Below are 3,990 nucleotides of genomic sequence, written 5' to 3'. Positions count from 1 at the left end.
TGGATTCACCAACAACAGTTGACGAAGAGCCGACAAAATTACTTTTGTCCCAGCCCCCTTTAGTTTAAAACTGCTTAGCTATTGTTACTCAGCTTTATGAATGCTTCCAAGAATATCATCTTTCGAAAAATCATGGGCCATATAGGCTTTGTTATTGACTGGTAAATGTTGTTCAAGCGTATCAAATAGCTGGTAGGTGACTTCACCCTTGACTAAATGAAAGCCCAAGACATGACCACCGAAAGAATGGTCGTCTGATAAGAAGTGTTCATGAAAACCGGCAACAGCCGCACCATCGAACAGTTGTGGCGAGTAGTAGCCTAATAGTGTGCCGTCAATTTGATCGCGAGTAAAAATGCTTTGATTCTCCGCAGTTTTAGCCAATGTATCGTAAGGCGGCGTCGACTTTTCGACTGCCCGTGTTTTGATATTAGCGAACGTCCCCTTCACTTCAACAGAAAAGAAGGTATTGGCCGCTCGACTTAACGAGAGCATTTGCTTATCCAATTCATCCTGATCAACATTTTCTAATTCGGCAAGTGGCGCATATCTTGCAAAATGACTATTAGCAAATGGCAGCGTAAACGACTTCGGGACAACATTCACCTTGCCGCTATGATCGACTTGATACGGCTTACCATCCAAAATAATAAGCTCACCGTCGAGACCATCACCGGTTCCAATTCCCGTATCACCGTGTTTCAGTAAATCGGCCATCGTAATCGTCCCGGTTAACAAGCCTGGTACTAGTAAGGCCAGCGTGCCATGTTGATATAAAGTTGCGTGTTTTGCCATCGTAAGACTTCCTTATCGTTTAGTTTAAAATATCTTTCAATAAAGCTGACTTTAACTTAATGTTATCACTATAATCGACTGGAATGTCAACAATTACCGGACCCTTTGTCTTAAATGCTTGATCCAAGGTTGTACCAAGATCATCCGGACTGGTTACCCGCAAGCCACGAGCACCAAAACTTTCGGCGTATTTAACGTAGTCAACCGGACCAAATTGAACACCGGCTGGTTTCCCGTACTTGGCAATTTCTTGAAATTTAACCATGTCGTAGTAACCGTCGTTCCAGATCAACTGCACAATATTTAGATTAAGACGCACTGCGGTTTCCAATTCCTGACCCGAAAACAGGAAACCCCCATCACCGGAAACGGAAACGACAGGCTTGCCGGGCCGAACCAATGCTGCTGCAATCGCCCATGGTAAAGAAACACCTAAGGTTTGCATTCCGTTGCTGAATAGCAAATGACGTGGTTTATAAATCCGGAAATGCCTTGCCATCCAAATATAATGACTACCAACATCAACCGTAACAGTCGTATCATCGTCAACCCGTTCCTGAAGTGCCCGGACGATTGCCAATGGATGAACCGTTCCCGGTTTGACATCGGTTGGTACTTTGTTTTCAGAATCAAATTCCTGTCGTAAATTATCCAACGTTTTGGAAGTATCTGCTGATAATTTGAATTCGCCAGGTAAGCGATCAGCCAAAGCATCCAGGCTACCCGCAATATCTGCAACCACAATCACATCCGGTTGATAATCTTTACTAATTTCGGGTGCAACATCGTCAATATTAACCACTTTACCAGTTCGATCAACATTCCAATTACGGGCTTCATACTCAACCGGATCGTAACCAATCGAAACAACTAAATCGCTTCGTTTGAGAAGTGTATCACCAATTTGGTTTCTAAAGAGGCCCACCCGGCCAAAGAAATCATCTTCAAGCTCATGAGAGATAATCCCCGCACCCTGATAAGTTTCAACAACCGGTAACGGAAATTTCTTAAGTAAACTGCGAATTGCAGCCGTGTTTTCCGGCGTTGAAGCCCGCATGCCGGCCAAGATAACCGGTAACTTCGCGTGTTTCAACAACTCGATAATTTGATCAAGAGTTGCATCTGCAGCCCGACCATTTTCATGTTTCGTCAACGGCTTTACCTCAGGTCGATTTACCTTATCGCTCAATACATCAGCTGGTAATGAGATAAAGGCAGCCCCTGCTTTGGGTGAAATGGCTGATTGATAAGCATTGGCAAATTCTTCTGATAAATTATTTGCATCCTGAACTTCAACACTGCTCTTAGTTGCGTTAGCCATTAGTTCCTTACTAGGAATACTTTGATGAGTTAATCGTGCAAGATCGTCACGAGGCACTTGCCCCCCCAAAGCGACTACGGGATCAGCCTCAGTGGTAGCCGTAATTAAACCAGTTACAAGGTTGGAAACACCTGGTCCCGATGTGGTGGCAACCACTCCCGGTTTACCAGTCAATCGCCCAATTCCCGCCGCAATAAAGGCGGCATTTTGTTCATGACGCGCCACAATTAGCTTGGGTGTTCTGGGATCATCACTATATGTTAAATCCTCAAATAATTGGTCAACCTTAGCACCCGGAATACCAAAAACATATTTAACACCCTGGTTAATCATCGTTTGAATTAAAGCTTGGGATCCACGTTTTTCATTACTCATATCAAGCACCTCATCTTTTCTATGTTGACAATTCAACTTAATCTTTACCAAAATAATAGACACGTTATGTTGAATTGTCAACAAAAAAACAGTAGACTTTATCAAGTAAGTAATAAATAATTTTCAACAAATGCAGCGGTGGTATCGCAATAAAAGCGCTAACCATGCTGATATATTATTCTAGAATTGTTTAAATTAACTGAAGTTTCGACAGATTCCCACTTTGAAAGAAATTTACACAGCTTACAAAGTGTCAATAATGATCGATTTTATTCCCTTATTTTTAAACACTAATTTGAAAGGATTTTTACATTGAAAGATATCGGTTACCTGGCACAAGATATTTCGATTTTACATCGTCAATACTACAAAGATACTGGGAAACAATTCAAAAAACATCATCTAAATCCAACTGCTGCCTGTATTTTGTTAACTGTCCGCGATCATCCAGACATTAACCAAAATCAGGTTGCTAAATCGCTGGTTATTGATAAGGGTCTGGCAACCCGAGAAATAAAAAAGATGGAGCAATTAGACTACCTCACCAAGACCTCCGGCACCGGTAAGGCAATTAATTTAAATTTAACCGGTACCGGTAAGAAAATTGTTCCCATTATCAATGATATTCGTAAAGAATGGTGGCAGTCCCGCTTCTCTGAAACCGGCATTTCACCAGATAGTCCTTTAGTTGCAGCCATCGAAAAAGTAGTCAAAGTCATTACTAGTGACGCCAAGGAGTGATTTTGTGAACTATCCGACCCTTTTATTCGATGTTGACGATACCCTGCTTAACTTTCAGGCATCAGAACATCAGGCCATTCAAAAACTGTTTAACCAAATCAATCGACCACTAACTTCCAAAGCCTATCAAAACTATCATCAAATGAACGAAGGGCTTTGGCGCCGTTTAGAGCGTGGCGAGATTTCACGAGAGACATTACTGAATACCCGATTCCAAATATTCTTCAGCCAATACGGTTTGGATGTTGATGGCGTGGCCTATGAGAAACAATATCGCCAATTTTTATCGGCAGGTCATGATCCAATCCCAAACGCTGTCCAATTGCTAAACGATTTGAGTCATCACCATCAACTCTATATTGTAACCAACGGAATCGCAGCGACTCAAAAACGCCGACTTCGTGAATCTGGAATGGCAAAATATATCACAAAAATGTTTGTCTCAGAAACAGTTGGCCATCCTAAACCCGAACCTCAATTCTTTGACTACGTAGCTGAAAGTATTGATCATTTTGATAAGCAGCAATCATTAGTTGTCGGTGATTCATTAACCTCAGACATTCTTGGTGCCGCCAATTATGGCCTTGATTCAGTGTGGTTCAATCCAGCTCATCAGCAAAATTCGACTTCAACAAAACCTACTTATGAAATTGCTGAATTAATGGAATTAGAAAATATCGTCTAATCATTATTCTTATTTCCATGAAAGTAAAAAGTCTTCTTATCCGATTCTACAATATCTGTTGTTGGTAATAGAT

General features: G+C 41.5%; 4 protein-coding genes. 2 read left to right on the top strand and 2 right to left on the bottom strand.

What is annotated here, in order from left to right:
• Nucleotides 1-84 precede the first annotated feature (84 nt).
• Together budA and alsS are read right to left on the bottom strand one after the other, a co-directional pair.
• Nucleotides 85-795, bottom strand: a complete 711-nt coding sequence (budA, locus tag IV84_RS09810; RefSeq protein WP_056986590.1) for an acetolactate decarboxylase — start codon at nt 793-795, stop codon at nt 85-87.
• A gap of 19 nt (nt 796-814) precedes the next feature.
• A complete protein-coding gene (alsS, locus tag IV84_RS09805) occupies nt 815-2,491 on the bottom strand; it encodes an acetolactate synthase AlsS (protein WP_056986589.1) in 1,677 nt (558 codons plus the stop codon).
• 312 nt (nt 2,492-2,803) lie between these two features.
• Here alsS and IV84_RS09800 point away from each other — a divergent pair, with 312 nt between their 5' ends.
• Together IV84_RS09800 and IV84_RS09795 are read left to right on the top strand one after the other, a co-directional pair.
• Nucleotides 2,804-3,232: a MarR family winged helix-turn-helix transcriptional regulator gene (locus tag IV84_RS09800; protein ID WP_056986588.1), complete on the top strand. Its 429-nt coding sequence runs from the start codon at nt 2,804-2,806 to the stop codon at nt 3,230-3,232.
• A 4-nt stretch (nt 3,233-3,236) separates the two neighbouring features.
• Nucleotides 3,237-3,917, top strand: a complete 681-nt coding sequence (locus tag IV84_RS09795; protein WP_056986587.1) for a YjjG family noncanonical pyrimidine nucleotidase — start codon at nt 3,237-3,239, stop codon at nt 3,915-3,917.
• Nucleotides 3,918-3,990 lie beyond the last annotated feature (73 nt).

Origin of the sequence: Pediococcus damnosus, from assembly GCF_001437255.1 — a bacterium.
Classification (GTDB): Bacteria; Bacillota; Bacilli; order Lactobacillales; family Lactobacillaceae; genus Pediococcus; species Pediococcus damnosus.
The sequence above is the reverse complement of the archived record's forward strand: the minus strand, read 5'-3'. Positions and strand labels throughout refer to the sequence as shown.

Bases quoted from the DNA above. Each gene is read 5' to 3' on its own strand.
- budA (WP_056986590.1), bottom strand. From the start codon at position 795: ATGGCAAAACACGCAACTTTATATCAACATGGCACGCTGGCCTTACTA.
- alsS (WP_056986589.1), bottom strand. From the start codon at position 2,491: ATGAGTAATGAAAAACGTGGATCCCAAGCTTTAATTCAAACGATGATT.